The organism is Paraburkholderia hiiakae (genome assembly GCF_904848665.1).
Taxonomy (GTDB): domain Bacteria; phylum Pseudomonadota; class Gammaproteobacteria; order Burkholderiales; family Burkholderiaceae; genus Paraburkholderia; species Paraburkholderia hiiakae.
The window spans coordinates 1-18,420 of the sequence record NZ_CAJHCQ010000013.1; the positions used below are offsets into that span (position 1 = coordinate 1).

At 64.1% G+C, this 18,420-nt stretch carries 19 protein-coding genes and 1 tRNA gene; 7 read left to right on the forward strand and 13 right to left on the reverse strand.

Features of this window, described 5'->3' with window-relative positions; all coding sequences use genetic code 11:
• The 6 genes from JMY28_RS23205 to JMY28_RS23230 all read right to left on the reverse strand — a co-directional run bounded on the left by JMY28_RS23205 (window position 1) and on the right by JMY28_RS23230 (window position 3,727).
• On the reverse strand, window positions 1–1,008 hold the full coding sequence (locus tag JMY28_RS23205; RefSeq protein WP_201698257.1) for a tyrosine-type recombinase/integrase: 1,008 nt from the start codon (window positions 1,006–1,008) through the stop codon (window positions 1–3).
• A 189-nt stretch (window positions 1,009–1,197) separates the two neighbouring features.
• A tRNA-Ala gene (locus JMY28_RS23210) sits at window positions 1,198–1,273 on the reverse strand.
• Window positions 1,274–1,340: 67 nt separating this feature from the next.
• Entirely contained in the window at window positions 1,341–1,688 is a 348-nt protein-coding gene (locus JMY28_RS23215; RefSeq protein ID WP_201698258.1) for a c-type cytochrome, read from the reverse strand.
• Window positions 1,688–2,470 carry a BON domain-containing protein gene (locus tag JMY28_RS23220; RefSeq protein WP_201698259.1) on the reverse strand — a complete coding sequence of 261 codons (783 nt, stop codon included), beginning with the start codon at window positions 2,468–2,470 and terminating at the stop codon, window positions 1,688–1,690. Before JMY28_RS23220 ends, JMY28_RS23215 begins: the two co-directional genes overlap by 1 nt.
• 28 nt (window positions 2,471–2,498) lie before the next feature.
• Complete coding sequence (locus JMY28_RS23225; RefSeq protein WP_201698260.1) at window positions 2,499–3,086, reverse strand: phosphoheptose isomerase; 588 nt, start codon at window positions 3,084–3,086, stop codon at window positions 2,499–2,501.
• A gap of 113 nt (window positions 3,087–3,199) precedes the next feature.
• A complete protein-coding gene (locus JMY28_RS23230; RefSeq protein WP_201698261.1) occupies window positions 3,200–3,727 on the reverse strand; it encodes a YraN family protein in 528 nt (175 codons plus the stop codon).
• Here JMY28_RS23230 and rsmI point away from each other — a divergent pair.
• Window positions 3,726–4,628: a 16S rRNA (cytidine(1402)-2'-O)-methyltransferase gene (gene rsmI / locus JMY28_RS23235; RefSeq protein ID WP_201698262.1), complete on the forward strand. Its 903-nt coding sequence runs from the start codon at window positions 3,726–3,728 to the stop codon at window positions 4,626–4,628. The two genes, JMY28_RS23230 and rsmI, sit on opposite strands and share 2 nt — an antisense overlap.
• A 155-nt stretch (window positions 4,629–4,783) precedes the next feature.
• Here the strand turns inward: rsmI and JMY28_RS23240 are convergent, their stop codons facing one another.
• Window positions 4,784–5,383: a septal ring lytic transglycosylase RlpA family protein gene (locus tag JMY28_RS23240; protein ID WP_201698263.1), complete on the reverse strand. Its 600-nt coding sequence runs from the start codon at window positions 5,381–5,383 to the stop codon at window positions 4,784–4,786.
• A 760-nt stretch (window positions 5,384–6,143) separates the two neighbouring features.
• On the opposite strand from JMY28_RS23240, the gene JMY28_RS23245 reads away from it, so the two are divergent.
• From JMY28_RS23245 to JMY28_RS23255, 3 genes are all read left to right on the forward strand, one after another.
• Entirely contained in the window at window positions 6,144–6,788 is a 645-nt protein-coding gene (locus JMY28_RS23245; protein WP_201698264.1) for an MBL fold metallo-hydrolase, read from the forward strand.
• A 14-nt stretch (window positions 6,789–6,802) separates the two neighbouring features.
• The gene (locus tag JMY28_RS23250) at window positions 6,803–7,435 is read left to right on the forward strand and encodes a 3'-5' exonuclease family protein (protein WP_201698265.1); all 633 of its coding nucleotides are present in this window, start codon (window positions 6,803–6,805) and stop codon (window positions 7,433–7,435) included.
• A 77-nt stretch (window positions 7,436–7,512) separates the two neighbouring features.
• Window positions 7,513–7,983 (forward strand): Lrp/AsnC family transcriptional regulator, encoded by a 471-nt coding sequence (locus JMY28_RS23255; RefSeq protein ID WP_174479506.1) that lies wholly within the window; start codon window positions 7,513–7,515, stop codon window positions 7,981–7,983.
• A gap of 46 nt (window positions 7,984–8,029) precedes the next feature.
• Here the strand turns inward: JMY28_RS23255 and JMY28_RS23260 are convergent, their stop codons facing one another.
• The 3 genes from JMY28_RS23260 to JMY28_RS23270 form a co-directional block, all read right to left on the reverse strand.
• Window positions 8,030–9,211: a cation diffusion facilitator family transporter gene (locus JMY28_RS23260; protein ID WP_201698266.1), complete on the reverse strand. Its 1,182-nt coding sequence runs from the start codon at window positions 9,209–9,211 to the stop codon at window positions 8,030–8,032.
• A 304-nt stretch (window positions 9,212–9,515) separates the two neighbouring features.
• On the reverse strand, window positions 9,516–9,824 hold the full coding sequence (locus JMY28_RS23265; RefSeq protein WP_091993872.1) for an H-NS histone family protein: 309 nt from the start codon (window positions 9,822–9,824) through the stop codon (window positions 9,516–9,518).
• A 414-nt stretch (window positions 9,825–10,238) separates the two neighbouring features.
• On the reverse strand, window positions 10,239–10,916 hold the full coding sequence (locus tag JMY28_RS23270) for a HugZ family pyridoxamine 5'-phosphate oxidase (RefSeq protein ID WP_201698267.1): 678 nt from the start codon (window positions 10,914–10,916) through the stop codon (window positions 10,239–10,241).
• Window positions 10,917–11,065: 149 nt separating this feature from the next.
• Here JMY28_RS23270 and JMY28_RS23275 point away from each other — a divergent pair, with 149 nt between their 5' ends.
• The gene (locus tag JMY28_RS23275) at window positions 11,066–12,286 is read left to right on the forward strand and encodes an MFS transporter (protein ID WP_201698268.1); all 1,221 of its coding nucleotides are present in this window, start codon (window positions 11,066–11,068) and stop codon (window positions 12,284–12,286) included.
• 105 nt (window positions 12,287–12,391) lie between these two features.
• Here the strand turns inward: JMY28_RS23275 and JMY28_RS23280 are convergent, their stop codons facing one another.
• Both JMY28_RS23280 and JMY28_RS23285 read right to left on the reverse strand, forming a co-directional pair.
• Window positions 12,392–13,537 (reverse strand): branched-chain amino acid ABC transporter substrate-binding protein, encoded by a 1,146-nt coding sequence (locus JMY28_RS23280; RefSeq protein ID WP_201698269.1) that lies wholly within the window; start codon window positions 13,535–13,537, stop codon window positions 12,392–12,394.
• A gap of 569 nt (window positions 13,538–14,106) precedes the next feature.
• Window positions 14,107–15,228 carry an NAD(P)H-dependent flavin oxidoreductase gene (locus tag JMY28_RS23285; RefSeq protein ID WP_201698270.1) on the reverse strand — a complete coding sequence of 374 codons (1,122 nt, stop codon included), beginning with the start codon at window positions 15,226–15,228 and terminating at the stop codon, window positions 14,107–14,109.
• Between the two features lie 265 nt (window positions 15,229–15,493).
• Here JMY28_RS23285 and JMY28_RS23290 point away from each other — a divergent pair, with 265 nt between their 5' ends.
• Together JMY28_RS23290 and JMY28_RS23295 are read left to right on the forward strand one after the other, a co-directional pair.
• Window positions 15,494–16,192, forward strand: a complete 699-nt coding sequence (locus JMY28_RS23290; RefSeq protein WP_201698271.1) for a dienelactone hydrolase family protein — start codon at window positions 15,494–15,496, stop codon at window positions 16,190–16,192.
• A 225-nt stretch (window positions 16,193–16,417) separates the two neighbouring features.
• A complete protein-coding gene (locus tag JMY28_RS23295; RefSeq protein ID WP_201698272.1) occupies window positions 16,418–17,932 on the forward strand; it encodes an amidase in 1,515 nt (504 codons plus the stop codon).
• An 82-nt stretch (window positions 17,933–18,014) separates the two neighbouring features.
• On the opposite strand, the gene JMY28_RS23300 is transcribed toward JMY28_RS23295, so the two are convergent.
• Window positions 18,015–18,326, reverse strand: coding sequence for a high-potential iron-sulfur protein (locus tag JMY28_RS23300; RefSeq protein WP_028203157.1), 312 nt, complete (start codon window positions 18,324–18,326; stop codon window positions 18,015–18,017).
• Window positions 18,327–18,420: the final 94 nt, after the last annotated feature.

Sequence of the window (18,420 nt, forward strand, 5' to 3'; positions counted from 1 at the left end):
TCAGGCAAAAAACCGCATTCTTGAGTCCCTTCGAAATCGCGTTTCGGGGCCATTCCAGGTGGCCTCATTACGCCGATCATCCCCGGCTCGATTACGCCGATCCGTGACACCCGTAAAAACGTAACGCCATTTGCCCGTCATCGCTTGCAACTCTTTCAGCATTTCCACCGCTTGCGTTGCTAGTGGCACTAAATGTTCCGTGCTTGTCTTGGAAACGATATAGCGCCATTCGCGCCGTTCCAGGTCAATGTGCGCCCACTCGGCCTGCCTCAACTCGCCGGGTCGCACGAATAGCAGCGGCGCAAGTTGCAGCGCCACGCGCACGACCAACGTTCCAGTAAAACCATCGAAGGCGCGCAGCATTTCCCCGACCCTCTGTGGATCCGTAATCGAGGCGAAATGGGTATGCCGATTAGGTCGCAGCGCGCCGCGCAAATCGGCGCTCACATCCCGCATCGCGCGCCCGGTTACCACGGCGTAGCGAAAGATCTGGCCGCAGTTCTGCTGAAGCCGGTGTGCGGTGTCGTGAGCACCGCGCTTCTCAGCACGGCGCAGCACTTCGAGGACTTCAGGCGGGCTGATGTCGGCAATGGGGCGCGGACCCAGCCAGGGAAACAGGTCCTTCTTCAGCCGCCCCATGACCTTCTCGGAGTGGCTAGCTGCCCAGCCGGGCTCCTGCTGCTCGAACCACTCGAGCGCGACAGCTTCGAAGGTGGAGGCCGCGTTGAGCCGCGCCAGGCGTTTCTTGTCCTTCTTAGCCTGGCCGGGATCAATGCCATCGGCGAGCAGCGCGCGAGCTTCATCGCGCTTCCTTCGCGCGTGAGCGAGCGTCACATCGGGATAGACACCCAGCGCCAGTCGCCTCTCCCGGTCGTTGAAGCGATATTTGAGGCGCCAGTACTTCCCGCCGGAGGCGGTAATTTCGAGATACATTCCACGGCCATCGGAGACCCGGTACGTCTTCTCACGCGGCGCGGCGCGGCGAACTTCCAGATCGGTAAGAGGCATCGGACACCTCCCGTTGCGTGGGGGCACAAATTCTGGCCGGCTAGGAAATAAGGCCTAATGCCCCCAAAGCTGCGCCGAAATGCCCCCGGCTGTCAACGGAAACCACATCCAAAAGTGGAAACAAAAACCCCGCGAGCCTTACGGGACGCGGGGTTTGCGGAATACTGCGGAACTGCCTGGAATGTCTGATGGTGGAGCGGATGAGGATCGAACTCACGACCTTCGCATTGCGAACGCGACGCTCTCCCAGCTGAGCTACCGCCCCAACGAACTACCGATTCTACACACACAAAATCCGTTTTGCCAAGCGTCAAATTTGACCCCAAGCAAACCTACTTCGAAGACGCTCCAGCGAGCACCCAGCCCACGACGGATTGGATATCGGCGGCGCTCATCCCAGGGTGAGAGGGCATGGGAATAGCCCCCCAAACCCCAGCCCCACCGTCGCGCACCTTCTTCTCCAGCTTGGCCTGCGCGGCGGCATCGCCCTTGTACTTGGCAGCGACATCCTTAAACGATGGCCCAACAAGCTTGCGATCGACCGCATGGCATCCCATGCAAGCATTAGCCTGAGCCACCTTCAACCCATCCGCCACGGCAGCAAAAGCCGGCGCAGCGAACCCAAAACCAGCCCCAACAACCACCACCGCCGCAACAAAAACACCAACAAAACTCCGCATCACAAAGCCCCCGAATTCCCCGACCGCGTAGCCGAAGAATTCGTTACCGGCGCGGGCGGTTGGTGGTCAATCGGCTGCGAGGTCACGCCCGAATCCGGCACTGCCCCCACCGTCGGCGCATCGGCAGCAGGCGCCGCCGCCGGGGCACTCGCCGCAGCCGCTGTCGCCACCGCCGCCTGCTGCGGATCGATGTACTGATAGCACTTCACCACCTGCGCCACGCCCATCACCCCGGCAGTCGCATTAGCGGCGATATTGCCTTCATCGGGCGTAACAAGCCCCATCAGATAGATCGTGCCGCGCTCGCTCACCACCTTGAAGTTGTTCGCGGAGATGTCCTTATAGGCAATCAGCTCCGCCTTCACGCGTCCTTCGAGGTACGAGTCGTTCGCGCGCGAGGAGAACGAGCTAGCCGGCTGTACGGCCAGCTCGTTGACGATCGACTCCACGTTCGTCACGGCTCGCACAATGCTCTCGGCCTTCTGCTTCGATGCGTCGTCGGGCACTTCACCCGTAATCAGCACGCGCTGGTTGAACACCGCCACGTTCACGTGCGCCGTATCGGGCAGTTGCTTGCCAAGATCGGCCAGCGCCTTCACCTGGATCTCGCGGTCCTCGGTTTGCGAGCCCACCGTGCGCCGGTCGGTTGCCACCAGTGCCGTGCCGCCTGCCGCGCCCGCCAGCGCCAGGAAGCAGCCCTGCAGGCTTGCGCAAAGCGAGGCTGCGAAGCCGATCGTCAGCGTGGTCCGTGCCAGCGCGCGCGTCATGCCGTATCTGCTCATCAACTTCCCCTCTCTTTGTCTTACGGTGTCAGTCTTCGCCCAGCAGCATCGCGTCGATGCCATCGCACAGGCAGTGGAGCGTGAGCAGATGCACTTCCTGAATACGCGCCGTCCGCTCGCTCGGCACGCATAGCTGGATGTCGGTATCGGCGAGCACGCCATTCACGTCGCCGCCGCCCTTGCCGGTCAGCGCGATCACGACCATTTCTCGTTCGTGCGCTTCCTGAATGGCGGCCAGCACGTTCACGGAGTTGCCCGACGTCGTGATGGCGAGCAGCACATCGCCAGGCTGGCCGAGCGCGCGCACCTGCTTCGCGAATACCTGCTCGTACGCGTAGTCGTTGGCAACGGCGGTGATCACCGACGCGTCGGTGGTCAACGCGAGCGCGGGCAGCCCCGGGCGTTCGCGCTCGAACCGGCCGATCAGTTCAGCGGCGAGTTGCTGGGCGTTGGCGGCGGATCCGCCATTGCCACATGCGAGGATCTTGTTGCTGTTCGCCAGCGCGGCGAACATCGTATCGACCGCGGCGGCAATCGGGACCGCCAGGGTTTCCATGGCCGCGAGCGTAATGGCTGCGCTATCGCGGAAGTGCTGTTGAATGCGTTCGACGGACATCGACTCTCTAATCTGTACTGCGGGTATCGCAAAATTTCCGCGTGTTGCGGCGTGCCGCAAGTTTAGCGCACTCGAGGGCGTTCATTTTCACCCTTCTTTTTATTGCCTCAGTTTTAGCTCTCGTGCGCTTGCGCCTGAAACGCGTCGCGCAGCCACACGAGACGGCCGCTCTCGAACGCGATCACGTCGAAGCGGCACGCGGGCGGTGTTCGCACTTCCGTGTTCGCTTTGCCGTTCACATCGGCACCTGGCCACGTCGCGAGGAAGTAGCGCGCCGCGCGCAGCACGCGTTGCTGTTTGCGCCAGCCCACGCTTGCCGCCGCGCCGCCGAATTCCGGCCGCGCGCGTGCGCGTACTTCCACGAAAACCAATGTGCCGTCCCGCTCGCGCATCACGAGATCGAGTTCGCCGCCTCGACAATTCACGTTGCGCGCGACCAGATCCAGCCGCTCGCGCCGCAAATACGCTAACGCGTGCGCTTCGAAGCGCGCGCCCGTCGCGCGGCGTTTGGCATTCGACTGCGCTCGCGCACAAAAGTTGTCTGCGCGCGCGCGTTCGCTCGCGCCGCTTCCCTCGGGTGCGCTCGCGCCCGCGTGGCACAATGTCGGCCTCTTCCCCTGCATTCGCGCGTTGCGTGTCATGACGTCCCTCTCGTCCCCCTTCGAACTCGCACAGGCCCAGCAGTATCCGGCCGCCACGCTGTACGTCGTGGCAACGCCCATCGGCAATCTCGCCGACATCACCTTGCGCGCGCTGCATGTGCTCGGTCTCGTGGATCGCATCGCCGCCGAAGACACGCGCAACACCGGCCAGCTCCTCGCGCGCTACGGTATTTCGAAGCCGCTCGTCGCCGTGCACGAGCACAACGAGCGCGAAGCGGCGCAACGCGTGATCGAGTTTCTGCGCGCGGGCGAGCGCGTGGCCTGTGTTTCCGACGCGGGCACGCCCGGCATTTCCGATCCGGGCGCCAAGCTCGTGGACGCCGTGCGTGCCGCAGGCCTGAACGTCGTGCCACTCCCCGGCGCGAGCGCGCTCGCAACGGCGCTTTCCGCTGCCGGCGACTGGGTGTCGACGTTCACGTTCCTCGGTTTTCTGCCGCCCAAGCCCAAGCAACGCGCAGCCGCATTACAGCCGCTCGCCGCGCATACGCACGTAATGGTGTTTTACGAAGCCCCGCATCGCATCGTCGAAACCGTGCAGTCGCTCGCCGATGCGTTCGGTCCCGCGCGCCGCATCCTCATCGCCCGCGAATTGACAAAGCTACACGAGTCGCTCTGGAGCGGCACCCTGGCCGAAGCGCCAACGTGGCTTGCAGCGGATGCAAACCATCAGCGCGGCGAGTTCGTCCTGGTGGTGGAAGGCGCGAGCGAGCAGGCACAAGGCGAAGCCGATCACGACGCGCTCTTGCGCGTGCTGCTTCAGGAAGTGCCGGTGAAGGGCGCGGCGAAGATCGCGGCGGCGCTCACAGGCGCGTCGCGTAACGCGCTCTACGCGCGGGCGCTGGAATTGAAGGGTGAAGGCGAGGAAGAATCAGACGACTGAGCCGCCCAGCCGATAACGGCCAGAGGCACGAGGCAGAAAAACCGAAGGGCCGCCTGAGTCAATCAGGCGGCCCTTCGCGTATGCATCCAACACTACCAGGCGGCTCAGTCTCGGGCGCGTCGCGGCGCACTCAGCGCCACGCCCAAACGAAACGCTTAGTGGTCGATGTTCAAGTTCGCAGTAACCATCTCCGCTTGCGCGACCTTCGCTTCCTGGCGCGAGAGGCCTTCGATGTTCACCTTCGCCGTACCCGCGTGCTGCACGCCAAGGAGCTTGGCTGCGGCATACGAGAGGTCGAGCACGCGGCCACGTGCGAACGGGCCACGGTCGTTGATCTTCACCACAATCCACTTCGACGTGCCAGGCACGCTCACGCGCACATACGAGCCGAGCGGCAGCGTGCGGTGGGCAGCCGTGAGCGCTTGCATGTTGAAGCGCTCGCCGCTTGCGGTGCGTCGGCCATGGAACGCGCGGCCATACCACGAGGCGCGGCCGGTCTGGTGGAACGAGTGGACGTCCGGGCTGTTCTCGTCGATCGCCTCGGCGTTCGCGAGCGAGTTGTCCTTCTCGGTACCCGATGCGGGCAGCGCGGCAAGCGCGGAGCCGTAGCCCTGCGGCGCAGTGAAGGCCGCGTCCGTCGTGCGAAGGGCGTCGCTGGCCGCCTGGTCCTGCTGGCCGGGCGGCATGGCGCAACCGGCCAGTATGGACACGGCTGCGAGACTCCCGAGTCGTCGTCGAGTCAGTCTAAGGTTCATAACATTGCCATCACGTGTTCGAAGCCTGTCCCGCGCCATGAATGCGCGTTATCGGAAGGCTACGGCGGTCGCAGGCATGGCTTCGCCATCGCGCGCCTGGAATGAAAAAGGCGAACGCGTGCCAATGCCCGGATGCAGCCCTAATAAGCCGCTAACCGCTAGTTATCTTTCACGTCTGGCGCAACCTGTCCCCGGCAGCCTGACCAGACCCCACATGCCGCCATCGAACGATGAAACTCGTTCAGGCACGCCGGAAACTCTCGGCGCACAGGAACGGCGGCGTAGGCCCCATCCAGCGTCACGGCATGTAGGCCGTTGCAGGCGCGTGGCACCTGGCTGGACAAGACGTGCGGCATCGAACGGATCGATACCTGATTTGCTATCTTGTAAGGCAGCCTCTTTCGGCCGGCCTTCAACAACAGCACTGCTTGACGGCGATGTATGCGACCTCTTTTTATGCGAAGGTCACACCGCCCTTTGAAAGCACGAATTCCGTGCGTTGATGGGTCGCATTATACCCAAAAGTTATTCCTGTCACGCCGATGCCCCACAAATCTCCATGATTTTTCACTATTGATGTAACAAAGCCGTTCGTCTTGCGCAGCCAGATCCCTTGTCAGACAAGGGATTCGGTCCGCCGCGGGCCGTGTCGGCGGCGCTTCCTGCACACCGGTACAATCGGTCCTTTGGCTGGGGCCACCGCCGCGCACCGTCGCTTTCGAAGCGCGGTTGCGTGCGCCCCGCGACACCCGAACCCCACATGAAAATCACGCTGATTCCCGTCACGCCGTTCCAGCAAAACTGCTCGCTACTTGTCGACGAAACGACGAACCGCGCTGCCGTCGTCGATCCGGGCGGCGACCTCGAGCGCATCGAGGCCGACATCGAGCGCCAGGGCGTGCAGCTGGAAAAGGTGCTGCTCACCCATGGCCACCTCGACCACTGTGCCGGCGCGAAGGCGCTCGCTACGAAGTTCGGCGTGCCGATCGAAGGGCCGCAGGAAGACGAGCGTTTCTGGATCGATCAATTGCCGCAGCAGAGCGTGCGCTTCGGCTTCGGTCACGCCGAGGCGTTCGAGCCCGCGCGCTGGCTTCACGACGGCGATACGGTGCGCTTTGGCGACGAGGAACTTGAGGTCTATCACTGCCCCGGGCACACGCCGGGTCACGTGATCTTCTTCAGCCGCAAGCACCGGGTCGCCACGGTGGGCGACGTGCTGTTCGCGGGTTCGATCGGCCGCACGGACTTTCCGCGCGGCAATCATGCGGACCTGATTCGTTCGATCCGCGAAAAGCTCTGGCCGCTCGGCGACGACGTCACGTTCGTGCCGGGCCACGGCCCGGTTTCGACATTTGGCGAGGAGCGCCGCTCCAACCCCTACGTCGCAGATGGCGTACCTGGATGAGAGTGAAAAGTACGATGAATCAAGCCGCTATTGAGGAGATCTACGTCAGCACCGACGTCGAGGCCGATGGTCCCATTCCCGGCCCGCATTCGATGCTGAGTTTTGCTTCGGCGGCGTATACCGCCGACAAGCGTTTGATCGCCACGTTCTCGGCCAATCTCGAGATGCTCGAAGGCGCCGCGCCGCACCCCGTGCAGGCCGCCTGGTGGGAGACACAACCCGAGGCCTGGGCCGCTTGCCGCAAGGATCTGCAAGATCCGGCCGCGGCGCTCGTCGCCTATGTGGAATGGGTCGAGGCACTGCCTGGCAAGCCCGTGTTCGTGGCGATGCCGGCGGGCTTCGATTTCACCTTCATGTTCTGGTACATGATGCGCTTCGCCGGACGCTGCCCGTTCTCGTGGTCGGCGCTCGACATCAAGACGCTCGCCTTCGCGATGACGGGCCTGCCGTACCGCAAGTGCATCAAGCCGCGCTTTCCGAAACACTGGTTCGACGACCATCCGCACACGCACGTCGCGCTCGACGACGCGATCGAGCAAGGCGCCCTCTTCTGCAACATGCTGGCCGACCTGCGCGTACAGCAAGCCGCGCTGGCCGCAGATGGGGACGACTCAGGGGAAAACGCCGCGAGCACTCCGGCAAATTAGGTGATCTCCCTCGTCAGCAGCGCTTTACATTGCGTTCCGTTCTCCTGGCCTCTAACATTCAGGAATACAGCGACGCAATGGAGGCGCAGTTGACACTCGATACGTTCTCTCAGAAGATCCTGCGCCTGCTGCAGCTCGACGCGCGCCGCTCGGTGCAGGAAATCTCCGACCAGGTTGGGCTTTCCAGCACGCCGTGCTGGCGCCGTATCAAGGACATGGAACAGTCGGGCGTGATCCAGCGCTACACGGCGCTGCTCGATCGCGAGAAGCTTGGCCTGCACGTCTGCGCACTCGCGCATATCCATCTCACGCGACACACCGAAGGCGGCGTCGAGGCCTTCGAGCGCGAGATCGCCACCTGCCCCGAAGTCACCGAGTGCTACAGCACCACGGGTGAATCGGACTACATCCTCAAGATCGTTGCGCCCGACATCAAGGCCTATGACGCCTTCCTGCACGAGCGCATCTTCCGCATTCCCGCGGTGGCGCAGGTGCGCACGAGCGTCGTGCTGCGGGAAATCAAGTTCGACACGCAATTGCCGCTTTGAAGCCGCGAAGGCGCGGCGGCGTTTTTGCCGTGCCTCTCACCGCGATTCAATGTGTCTCGCGCGGTTTATCGCGCGTGGCCGGCGTGCCGTGCGTATCGAGCGACTGCATCACGTCGAGCTTGCTCGCGCCAAGGCTCGCGCGCAGCGCTTCCAGGTCCATCGAGGCCACGCGGCGCGCGTCGTCCGCCGCGGCCAGCACCACCTGAATTTCCAGCCCCGTACTCAAGTAGTGCAGCGTCACCGCTTCGACATGCACGTCATGCTCCGACAGCGCGTTTCGCAGCCGCTCCGACACGTCGTCGCGCGGCGGCAAGTTGGCCACGGAGCGCACATGCATGTCGTCTTCGGGATCGACGTGAATCAGCGCATCGAGCACGCGTGAATCGGTGAGCAGGCGAGCGCGCGCCGTCTCCGCAATGTAATGCCCTTCCGAAACCGAAATCAGCGGATCGACGAGGATGTGCGCATCCACGAGCGCGAGGTCGCCGGTCTTGCGCGTGCGCATCTCGTGCACGTCGAGCACACCCGGCGTGGTCGTCAGGAGCGCACGCAGGTCAGCCGCGGCGGCTTCGTCGAGTGCGCGGTCGGAGAGGTCCTGCAGCGCGTCCCAGCCGAACACCCAACCCATGCGCGCGACCATGAAGCCGACAATGGCCGCCGCGATCGGATCGAGCAGCCGCACGCCCGCGAGGCTGCCCACGATGCCGATAGCCACCACGAGCGACGAAGCCGCGTCCGAGCGCGCATGCCACGCATTGGCGATCAGCATGGCCGAGCGCACGCGCTGCGCCTCGCGCAGCATGTAGCGAAACAGCCCCTCCTTGGAAACCAGCACGAGGAGCGCAACGATCAGCGCGCTCACGTGCAGCGCCGGAATATCGCCGAGATTCATAAGGCGCGTGCCGGCGCGCACCAGCATGCCAACGCCCACCGCAATTAATAATGCGCCGAGGAATAACGACGCGACCGTCTCATAACGGCTGTGGCCGTAGTTATGATCGGCGTCCGGTTTTGCGCCGCTATGCCGGTTGGCGAGCAGCACGACAAAGTCGGAAACGATATCGGCCAGTGAATGAACGCCGTCGGCGATCAACGCCTGCGAATGCGCAAACACGCCGATGACGATTTGCAGCACCACCAGAACACTATTGACGGCAACGCTGACCCACGTGGTCCGGCGCGCGACCTCGTGTTTATCTGATAACGGTGGGGCGGCGGAAGAAGTCATACGCGGCGAGAGAGCAAATTAGGGAATAACCGCGATTGTAGCGACCGTATGCGTCGATTTTATGGATAGCCCTAAAAATCTCTTTTAAATCAGATGCCTACAATACCAGGAAGCATTCGCATTCACGCCATGGGTACTGCCCGTTCCGACCCGGAGGGGCGCAACGCGGCGCAGAAAATCAAAAAGCCGCGCGTCCCCGGACTGCGCGGCTTCTGGTTTTCGGGAATCAGGAGATACCTTGCCTGACTCCGCTCCTGCTTCGACTCATGCGCAGCGCGTTCAAACGCGCCGCTGATAAGTTGATTTACTTCTGGATCAGAAAACGATCGCGGTCTTGACCGGCGATCCAGCGCGGCGGCTTGCCACGGCCCGACCATGTGCTGCCGCTGTCGGGATCGCGGTATTTCGGCGCGACGCTCGCACGCGAACGGCTGGCTGCCTTCGCGGCTTTGGCGTTGGCGCGGCCACCACCGAGTTCTGCCAGGGTAATGCCGTAGTCGGCCATTTTCTGCTTGATTTCGTCGAGGACCTCGGCATATTCGCGAGCCTTCGCCTCTTCAATCTGCTTTTCCAGCTTTTCTCGCTGAGCGAGGAGTTCCTTGTAGGAAGACATAGGTGCCCTTGTGGTTTGATCTTAATGGCTACTGATCTCGCGCCAGTATGCCGATTGATAGACGCGTGCCTCGGAAATCGGTGGCGAGATTAACACAGAATTGAATGCCGGGATGCGCGTAAGAAGTAAAAATAATTTAACCCAGATTTCGAATCCTGTCGCTTCCAACAAGGGCCTAACTCATTGTCATTTCGTGCAAATCGGTATTTTTACTAAATCTCGCATTTGCCGGATAAATTCACATCTCGTAATTAGCAGCAGATGAAAATTAAATGCTTTGAAATACGTCAAACATTTCATCGCATGAGAACTTTGAGTGAATCAATGGGGACAGAAAGCGATTGCTGCGAAGCAGCATGAAACGGCACGCTATATAGGCAGCCGGATAACGCCCGCATTGGCGGAAAAATCCCGTCAGGGCATATGACGCTCAATGCAATCCGCTAGCACCGCATGCAAGGATTGCAAATCAGACTGCGGCGCATCGAAAACGAAGCGCGTGCGTGCGCCGTCGATCACGAGATCGGCGCCGTAGCGGTCCACCCCTGCCAGATCCAGTCCGGCGCGGCGCGCGGGGTGGGCTTCGAAAAAGCGGATCAGCGTGATTTCGTCGGCGCTTGCGAGTGGCTCCAACGGGTCGAAGTCGGTGCCGTCCATCCAGCCCATCGCGCCGAAGCCGCCGATGTAGCGCAGCCGCTCGATCTGCATCACCCAGAACGTGAAGTCGCCGAGTGCGAGATAACGCTCGGCGTCCGGGTGATAGCGCACGTAGCGCCGCGCCAGCGCCTCGCTCCCTTCGCGGGCGGCGGCATCGACCGGTTCGAAGCGGCCGAGCAGCGTGGCGCGCGGTGCGTTGAGCACATCGGCGTCGGGCGAGTGCGCGACGAGAAAGCCCGCGCGCGGGTCGTCGAGCAGATTGCGCGTGTGCTCGGCCAACCGGCTCACGAGTATCACCGGGCGGTGCCGCGCGTCGGGAGCGAACGGCAGCAGCGTGGGATACGGGAAGCCGCGCGGCTCGCGCGAGTGCGTGGCGAGCGTGCCGGTGGCCGTCTGATGCAGCAGATGCAGCGGGGCGTGAGCGGGAATCTTCAAGGGCGCGTCCTCGAACGATGGATCCTCCCGATATTAGAGCAGCTGGCTCGACAAACGCGTTCCGACAGGCGAGTCGGACCTTCGTTAGAATCATCGTTTGCTTTCAGGCGCCTTCCTGGTCCCTTCTCTTCCTTCTGCCCGAAATTCCCGTGTCCGACCGCCCGACCGATCCCGCCCTCCGCGTGGCGAGCCCCGCCGCCCACCATCGGGCGCTGCCTGCCGCCACGCGTCATCGCGCGCGCATCGCGACCATGGCGCTCTTTTTCGTTGCCGGAATGATGTACGCGTCGTGGGGCGTGCACGTGCCGACGGTGCGCGACAAGTTCCATCTGAGCCCGGCGCTGCTTTCATACGCGCTTTTCGCGGTAGCGGGGGGCTCGATCGCCGCGATGACGGCCATCGGCGGCTGGATCGCGCGCGTGGGCTCGCGACGCGCGTGCCTCACCGGCGGCCTCACGATGTCCGTGTGCGGCGCGCTGATCCTGGTCGTCCCGTATTACTGGATGCTGATCGTCGTGCTCGCGTTTTTCGGCGTGGGCATGGCCACGCTCGACGTCGCCATGAACGCCGAGGCGAGCGCCGTGGAAGAAGCCGTCGCCAAGCCGATCATGTCGGGGCTGCACGGCATGTTCAGCCTGGGCGGCATGGCCGGCGCGGCGATTGGCGGCGCGCTGCTCGCGCGCGGCATGGCGCCAGCGCTTCATCTCTTTCTGGCTTCGGCGCTTGCGGCGCTCGTGCTCTTTGTCTCGTGCCCGGCCGTCCTGCCGCATGTACCGCACGCCACGCACGGTGAGCACGCGAAAACCGGCAACCGCTGGCGTACGCCCGCGCTCTGGGCGCTCGGCGCCATCGCGCTCATCGCGCTGATCGCCGAAGGCGCGATGTACGACTGGGCCACGGTCTATATGCGAGACGTAGTGCTCGCAACGCCTGCGCTCGCCAGCGCAGCGTACGCGGCGTTCTCGGGCGGCATGGCCGCGGCGCGCTTCGCCGGCGACGCCGTGCGCGCACGCTTTGGCGCGCCGCAGCTCGTGATGGCGAGCGCGTCGCTGGCATGCGCCGGCATGATCGGCGCACTGCTGCTGCCGTACTCGTTCACGGCGCTCACGGGCTTCACGCTCATGGGCCTCGGCCTCGCCAACATGATGCCGGTGCTGTTCGCAGCCGCCGCGCGCGTGAAAGGCATCCACGCGGCCGAAGGGCTCGCGCATGTGGCGGGCATCGCGTATTTCGGCCTGCTGTTCGGGCCGGTGGTGATCGGCGGCATTACGCAGGTGACCAATCTCACGGTCGGGCTCGCCGTCGTCGCGTTGTGCGCGGCACTCGTGGCGTTTGCGGGGCCGAAGGTGTTGCGGCGGCTGGGGATCTAACAGCGCACCGGTTGCCGCGTCACGCGAAACGCCAAACAAAAAAGCCCACGGGTCCGAAAACCCGCGGGCTTTTTCAATCGCGTGAGCGAAATCGCTAAGCGCGATTTACATCTTCACGACGTCGAGCAGCGACTTCTTGCCCGACTTGTAGTTGTACAGCGAGATCACGCCGTGCTTGAGGTCGCCCTTCGAATCGAAGGTCGTCTCGCCAATCACGCCCTTGTAGTCCGTGGTCGGCATTTCGGCGAGGATCTTTGCCGGATCCGTCGAGTTCGCACGCTTCATTGCGTCGACGATGATGTACACAGCGTCATACGTGAACGGTGCGTAGATCTGGATCGGCTGGCCGAAGCGCTTCTCGAACTTGGTTTCGAATTCCTTGCCGCCCGGCATCTTTTCGAGCGCCATGCCTGCTTCCGAACACACGATGTTGTCGGTCGCGTCGCCGGCGAGGTCGGCCAGCTTGTCGGTACAGACGCCGTCACCCGCGAGCACCTTCGCGCGCAGGCCAAGCTGCTTGGCTTGCTTCGCGAACGGGCCGCCGGTGGCGTCCATGCCGCCGTACATGATCGCGTCGGGGTTTTCGCCCTTGATCTTCGTCAGAATAGCGCGGAAGTCCACGGCCTTGTCGTTGGTCGCGTCATGCGACACCACGGTCATGCCGAGCGCCTTCGCGGTCTTCTCGAATTCGTTCGCGAGACCCTGGCCATAAGCCGTCGAGTCGTCGACCACAGCAACGGTCTTGACCTTCAGGTTCTTGGCCGCGTAGTTCGCGAGCGCCGGACCCTGCTGGGCGTCGGTCGCCACGACACGGTAGGTCGTCTTGAAGCCTTGTTGCGTGTAGGCCGGGTTCGTGGCCGACGGCGAGATCTGCACGATGCCTGCATCGCTATAGATCTTCGATGCCGGGATCGACGTGCCCGAGTTCAAGTGGCCAACGACGGCAACGACCTTGTCGTCGACGAGCTTTTGCGCGACCTGGGTGGCCGTGCGCGGGTCAGCCGCGTCGTCTTGTGCGTCGAGCACGAGCGTGATCTTCTGGCCGCCGATCACGAGGCCCTTCGCGTTGATCTCTTCGACTGCGAGACGTGCGCCGTTTTCGTTGTCTTTGCCGAGGTGCGCAATGCCGCCCGTCAGCGGCGCGACGTGACCAATCTTGATCGTTTCGTCAGCGCTCGCCACCGTTGCGAACGACGCAGCCAGCATCGCCGCAGCACTAATCGGCAACAGCTTGTGAAGCTTGATATTCATGTAAGTCTCCAGTTTCGAACCCAAAAGCTACGTAATCGCCCAGTGCTCCCGCGCCCCGAACGTGTCGCTCCCCGTGCGGACGACCACGCAGGATGCATCCTTGATGCACCTGGCCAGCATGGCGAATGACCCGTTCATGGCGGGCCGCCCATCCATACTTGCGCGCAAGTGTAGGTGATCAAATTAATTTGGGGGACTTTTTTCAGATATTGGTGCGAGTACCAATATGCGTACTGCAAGAACAGTTCGAAACCCTGATCAATCGACCGCAAGCCTTGTGTAATAAGGCATCCCGACTGTGGGTCCAATTATTGGGAGATTCCCTGAGGCGCCCGGCGCGAATCGTTTTTGAGATTATTTAACAGGAGTTATTGGTGTGTTAGCGCACCCGTTCCGGGAATACACCAGGACGTGTTGCGACGATATGAAAATCCCTCGCATTCTCGATAACGTTTGCGAGTCGCACGGCTGTCGCCCACGCGCTTTTTAGCGCGTACCGGTTCAAGTAAGTATTCGATTAATTTCGGATGCCGATACGTTGCCACGCGCATCTGATGCGACTACGTGTCTTACGACGCGTGACTGAGTTTGCAGAGCACCGCGCGCCATTCGGCATCGAGGGCTTCGACGATTTGTCCGGCGCCGAGACCGTCGTCGCGCGTGCGCGAGAGCGGCGCGCCCTGCCCCGACCACAGCGAAAGATAATCGCCGTCGTTCTCGCGCGCTGCACGCTGCCGCAACGGCTGCGTGAGTGCGTTCTGCACGGGGTACGGCGCGACCGTTTCGTGCCGCGCCTCGAGTTGCTGCATGAGCCGATTGCGAATGCCGCGCGCGTGGCGCCCGGTGATCGCGCGCGTGACCGAGGTCGCGGTATCCGTCGATGCACGCAGCCGCGCCTTCCAGTCGGCAGGAATCGCGCTTTCGGCACAGCCGAGAAACGCGGTGCCCATCTGCACGCCTTGCGCGCCCAGCGCGAGTGCCGCGACGATGCCGCGTCCGTCCATGATGCCGCCCGCCGCCAGCACAGGCAGGCCGACCGCATCCACAAGCTGGGGCACGAGCGCCATCGTGCCGACGAGCGCGTGCGGCGCCTCGCCGATGAACGTGCCGCGGTGGCCGCCCGCTTCGGCGCCTTGCGCGACAATGGCATCCGCGCCCGCATCGCGCCACGCGAGGCCTTCGGCCACGTGCGTCGCCGTGCCCATCACGTAGCTGCCCGCCGCGTGCAGGCGCACGACATCGGCTGCGGGCAAAAGGCCGAACGTAAAGCTCACCACCGGTACGCGCAGCTCGATCACCGTGTCGAGCTGTGCGCGAAAGTCGGGCGCGTAACGGGCGAGCGCAGCGCCCGGCGGCAGACCGAAGTGCGCCGCCAGCGGATCGACGGCTTCGAGCGCGCGGCGCACGGTGGCTTCGTTGGGATTCGCCGCGTCGAGGACGAAGAGATTCACGCCGAAGGGTTTGTCCGAGAGTGCGCGAATCGCGGCGACTTCGCTCGCGATCTTCTCGGGCGCAAGCGCCGCCCCAGCGAGAAAGCCGAGTCCGCCTGCGTTCGAGACCGCCGCGACGAGCGCGGGCGTGGTCGGACCGCCCGCCATCGGCCCCTGCACGAGCGGCAGGCGCAAACCGAAGCGGCGGCTGAACGGTGTGGAAGACTCGGGCGACGTGCGCAACGCGGGAACAGAACTCATGACGCGATCCTTATATAGCTGAATGAGGCGTGACGATACAAATCGCTACCGACTCTAGCCAAAGCCCGTCTGCCCGAAAAATGAATAATCGAGATCATTACGATCCGCTTGCGAGATTGACCGGCGCTGCAGAGGTTCAAGGGCCTATGGCAAACTGGCTCCCCGATTTCGCGATGCGCACGGGCGGCGCGCTGGCCGCTTGCCAGTCCACCGCCAGCCCACTGCGGCGCATTGCATGACTCGTTAATGAAGACGGAGAAACAACATGAGCGTTTCGACCAAATGGATCGACATTCCCGCCGGCAATGACAGCTTCGGCGCGTATCTCGCGCTGCCCAAGGGCGGCAAGGGCCCGGGCATCGTCATCCTCCAGGAGATCTTCGGCGTGAACGGACACATCCGCGACGTCGTCGAGCAATACGCGCTCGACGGCTACGTTGCGATCGCGCCCGACGTGTTCTGGCGGGCGGCCCCGCGCGTCGAACTCGAATACGTCGGCGCGGACCGCGATCGCGGCATCGCGCTGATGCAGAAGACCGACGTCAACCTCGTGGTCGAGGACATCGCCGCGACGGCGGCCGCGCTGCGCGCGCTGCCGGAGTGCACGGGCAAGGTCGCGACGATCGGCTACTGCTTTGGTGGCCGTCTTGCCTACCTTGCGGCCGCGAGCGGCTCGGTGGATGCGGCGGTGTCCTACTACGGCGGCGGCATCCAGAATCAGCTCGACCTCGCCGACAAGGTCACCAAGCCGATCCTCTTCCACTACGCCGAACTCGATCACGGCATTCCGCTCTCGGCGGTGGGCCAGGTGAAGGAGCGTTTCGCGGGCCGCCCGAACGCCGAGTTCCATCTGTACCCGAACGCCGATCACGGCTTCAACTGCTCGGTGCGCGCGTCGTACAACCAGCACGCTTCGGCGCTCGCGCACGGCCGCACGCTGAGCTTCCTCGCCGAGCACCTGTAATACCGTTGTCCCACGGGCGGCGGCGGTTGTTGCGTTGATGCCTCGCCGCCGCCCGGCTGTCGTTGCCCGCGCATGCCCTGGCGCATCGATGCGTGCGCAACGACACGCCCAGCGAGCACGCTGCCCGCTTACACTCCTTGCGTACGCTGCCTCTATCGCCCCAACGCGGCCCGAACGCGGTCCCAATCCAGCCCAGCCCCAACCCGAAGACGAGGAGTGCGCGCCTTGCAGTCCGACTATCTGGAATACGACGCCATCGGCCTCGCCGAACTCGTGCGCCGCCGCGAAGTGAGCGCGCGCGAACTGCTCGACACCGCCATCGCCCGCGCGGAAGCCACCAATCCCGCGATCAACGCCATCGTCCTCAAGGACTACGAGGCCGCGCGCGAGCGCGCGCTGCGCATCGAGGCGTCCGGCAACGGCGTGAACGCGCTAAGCGTCGGACCGCTCGCGGGCGTGCCGTTTCTCGTAAAGGACCTCGGCGCGGCGGTGGCCGGGCTGCGCATGACGTTCGGCAGCCGCCATTACCGCCACTACGTTCCCACCGCCGACGCGCCCGTGGTCACGCGTTTTCGCGCTGCGGGCCTGAACATCTTCGGCAAGACGAGCGCCTCCGAACTCGGGCAAATGCCCTACACCGAGCCCGAGCTGTTCGGAGCGTGCCGCAACCCGTGGAATCTCGATCACACCCCCGGCGGCTCGAGCGGCGGCGCGGCCGCTTCGGTCGCGGCGGGTATCGTGCCGCTCGCGCACGCGTCCGACGGCGGCGGGTCGATCCGCATTCCGGCGTCGTGCTGCGGGCTCTTCGGCTTCAAACCGTCGCGTGCGTTCCAGCCGGCGTCCGACGTGCCGCCGCCGCCCGGGGCGCTCGGTGTCGATCTCGCGGTTTCGCGCAGCGTGCGTGACAGCGCGCTCATGCTCGACCTGATCGCCGGCGACCCCGCGCTGCCCACCGGCGCGCCCGGCACGTTCCTCGACGCCGCGCGCACGCCGCTCGACGGCTCGAAGCCGCTTGCCATCGCGCTACTGACTGAGCCGATGTTCGCGGACACGCTCTCGCCCGAAGTGCGCGGCGCGCTCGACGATGCCGCCGCGCTGCTCACTTCGCTCGGCCATCGCGTGGAGCCGTATTCGCTGCCCGTGAATTACGGGGAGGCGCGCGAAGCGTTTCTCATGCTGTGGTCGGTGGTGGCCGAACAGTACGTGCTGCACGCGGACGACATCACGGGCACGAAGCCGCGCCGCCAGGAGTTCGAGATCGCGACGTGGGCCATGGCGCACATCGGCCAAAAACTCGGCGAGCGTGAGCTGCCCGCGGCGCTCGACGTGCAGCAGCGCATCACGGCACAACTCGCCGACCTGATGAAACGCTACGACGTGCTGCTGTGCCCGACGCTCGCCGCGCCGCCGGTGAAGATCGGCGAACTGAAGCCGAGCCAGAGCGAACGCATACAAATGCGCGCGGTCACGGCCATGCCGATGGAAGTGCTGATGAGAAAGATGCTGACCGAAGCCTCGAACAAGGCATTCGCGTGGGCGGGGTGCACGGAGCTTTTCAACCTGACGGGCCAGCCGTCGATGTCCGTGCCGCTCGCGTGGAACGCTCGTGGGCTGCCGATTGGCGTTCAGTTTGCCGCACGCGAGGGCAACGACGCGTTGTTGCTGCGCCTCGCGGCGCAACTGGAGGCGGCGCGGCCGTGGTTCAACCGTCGGCCGCCTTTGCTGCTGGCGCGGCTCTAGCGCGCCCGAGCTTTTACGAACGACGCGCGCGGGCGGTGAGGCACGTGTGGGGTCTACGCGCTGCGCCGCCCGCGCCGTTTCATCACGCCTTCTTGTTATATGCGCTGCACCAGCCCTTGCCCGCGACCTGCTTGCCGCCGAACATCGGGCACGGCGCGAAAGCGTCGGTGGCCTTGCCCTGGTAAAACGTGCAGTTGCTGCAGTCCTGGCCGGCGGCGTACTTCGCGAACTTCGCCTTGTCGACCTTGGTCGCGTCGAGCTTGTAGCCGAGCGCCTGGGAGGTGGGATCGGATTCGGCAGCCTTGGGCGCGTCGGCGAAGGCCTGGCGCGAAAGCGCGAGCGTCGAAGCGACGCCGATGCTCGTGATCAGAAAGCTGCGACGGGACGATTTCATATGACTCACTCCAGTATTGTGGCGATTCGTTCGCTGGGTTTTCGCACGGCGCTTTTGTGTGGCTCGCGCCGCGCATGCCTCTGAGCCGCTCTGG